At 59.4% G+C, this 2,539-nt stretch carries 2 protein-coding genes and 1 pseudogene; all 3 read right to left on the reverse strand.

Annotated elements, in window-relative coordinates:
• A pseudogene (locus M1L58_RS23195) lies at window positions 1-908 on the reverse strand (Fis family transcriptional regulator); the annotation flags it as partial.
• A complete protein-coding gene (locus M1L58_RS23200) occupies window positions 880-1,245 on the reverse strand; it encodes a helix-turn-helix domain-containing protein (RefSeq protein WP_248660618.1) in 366 nt (121 codons plus the stop codon). The gene M1L58_RS23200 and the pseudogene M1L58_RS23195, both read right to left, overlap by 29 nt.
• Entirely contained in the window at window positions 1,242-2,375 is a 1,134-nt protein-coding gene (locus M1L58_RS23205; RefSeq protein ID WP_248660619.1) for a tyrosine-type recombinase/integrase, read from the reverse strand. Before M1L58_RS23205 ends, M1L58_RS23200 begins: the two co-directional genes overlap by 4 nt.
• Window positions 2,376-2,539 lie beyond the last annotated feature (164 nt).

Below are 2,539 nucleotides of genomic sequence, written 5' to 3' on the forward strand. Positions count from 1 at the left end.
TTCGCAGGAACCAGCTTCGTCTTGATCGCCCACGAAAGGAAACGAATGGCGAACTCTCTCGTGCTCGGGCCTTCGGCTTGCCATGCGTCCACGTCGGGCTGAGACAGATCCGTGATTGAAACGTCGCGGTCGGTGAGCCAGTTGAGGAAGCCGATTGTTACCGTGACGGTTTGCTTGGATCTCAAGAAAGTTCCTTGCGACACCGACTCCATCGAATGCATCCGACGTAGATGGTGCCACCGGACGTAGCGGTTGACGACGTCACGATGTTCCGCGGATATCACACGGCTGAGGGCTTCGTTAGACCATTCGATATAGCGGTGGAGCAGTCTGTCCCTAGGCGGAAGGATTTCGTGGGTCACCAGCAGTTCTCGAACGTACTCGCGTGTTCGTGACTGTGGTAGCGCATCGACCACCTCATGAGTCACCGCTGGCGACTGTGCAAGCTCGGTGAGAAATGCAGTGACGTGCGGTTGGTTGATCCACGTGAGTCCGCTATTGGCTCGTTTCATGGACTTCAACGCGGCCGCGAAGGGTTTGAGCTCAGCGTTGATTGACCCTGTCTCTGGGTTCGTCAGGATCCGGTCAATCGTCGATCCGAAGACGCATCGCCAGCAACGCCCCTTGGCATAGAGCTCTTCTTCTGCACCGCATTCCACGCAGTCGACGTTCAGTTTGATGCCGCTGCAGGCACGGCAGGCGGGTCGACCGTCGATGATTCCGGGCAGGACCCCGTTGTGGCCACATGCGCACACACCGCGGGTCCGTTTGGCCGCTTGGTAGCAGTACCCGCAGATCTCTAGCCCCTGCCAGGTGACGACGCATTCGCGGTGCTCTCCGCAACGCTCGCAGGGGAGCCAGCGCTCTGGATCTTCTGGCTTACGTGGGCGTGCCATCGTCACCGTCATCTCGGACGATCTTGATCCTGCGTGCGACGGAGCGATTCTCACCGACCCCTAAGTCCGCCGGGCTCGCCGGCGCGTCTGCGGTGGCCGCTGCTCGCATCTCGACGTAGGGCTCAAACAGATCGTTGGGTGTGCATTCAAGGATGTCGCACAAGGCGGCAAACGTACGAGCCGGGATCCGTTCGGGTGTACCAGTAACCAATCGGTGCACTTGGGCGTTGGAGAGGTTGATCCCACGTGACTTCAGCAACGGGATGAGTTCCGTTGTCTTCCAAAGGTTGTGGTCGGCCATTCGTTGGCGCAGATTCCAGTGATAGCCGATTCGGCGTTGCTCGCTCACGGGTACTTCCTACTCCCACTTTCGTCACGAGTGACGATTCTCTGTTGGATCATCCTCTGGACGGTCTTCTGCTTGAAGTCTGCAGATACCGATGTGTAAAGGGCAGTGGTCGAGGAGTACGCGTGGCCGACTTGCTGTTGTACGAACATTGGGTCGTATCCCGACTCGAGGAGATGTGTGACGTACGAGTGGCGCAGGCAATGCATCTTGAGTTCCTTCGGCAGGCCGGCCATGTCGCGGACTGCGGTGAAGGTTCGATTGAAGTTTCGGATACCCGTGGCGCCGGCGCGTTCGGATGGCCACAGTGACGCCGAGCGGTCCGCGGTCGCAAAGAGCTCACGCCCGTGCTGCGACATCCAATGTTCGAGAATGCCTACGACCCAGTCGAACTCGGGCACAGTCAGGACCGTGCGTCGCCGTGGACCCGATCCTGACATGCCCTTGGCGTAGCGGACTTGAATAGCGCCGTAGTGTCCATACTTCTCGACATGCGGATTCGGACCGAAGTCGTAGTAGTCCAGCATCGCCAACTCGCGGCGCCGGAGACCGTAGGCGTAACCGACCTTAAACGCTGTCGAGTCTCGCATGAGTGGGAGCCAGCGTTTCGAGCCCTTCCTGAACTCCTGGTCCACGAGGTCATCGCACGTGTCAAAGAACGTCTGTAATTCAGCCTGGGTGAAGCTACGCCGATTGGCCGGAATAGCGTCATCTGTCTTGTGGCGCGGCGTGTTCCACTCGAAGACAACTTGAGCGGGAACGTCATCGAACGCTTTGCTACAGAAGGTAGCCCACCCATACCTTTCGTCAGTGACGTAATAGCAGAACGCCCGAATAGTGCCGGCGTTCGCGCGCAGCGTCGACACCGAGACAGCTTTGGGACCGGTGCGCCGATCAGCGAGGAACTCATCGACGTGGATAGGTTGCCACGTCCACGGATACTCGTTCGAGTGCTCCTGGAAACGCGCCACCAAGCTACAGGACGACCGGATAAACGCCACACCTAGGCCACGCGCCAGCATCTGCGCCCGCCAGCCGTCCAGCATTGCCTCGAACACTCGGTCTTCAGGCCGCAAGAGACCGACGACACCGTTGGCGAGGAACTCAGGGAGCCGGCCTGGGACGCTCTGCATCAACACAATGTACGCGAGAATCTCTCATCTGTTTGGCTAAACCAGCGGCGAAGTGCGAGAACGACGACCCGAGCGAGCGACGGCACGCCACGTGCACCGGCGCAACCTGCACGGTCACTCGAGATGAACTGGGTCGAGTCCTCTCATCTGTTTCTACTCGTCCT

The organism is Gordonia sp. C13 (assembly GCF_023218005.1).
GTDB classification, from domain to species: Bacteria; Actinomycetota; Actinomycetes; order Mycobacteriales; family Mycobacteriaceae; genus Gordonia; species Gordonia namibiensis.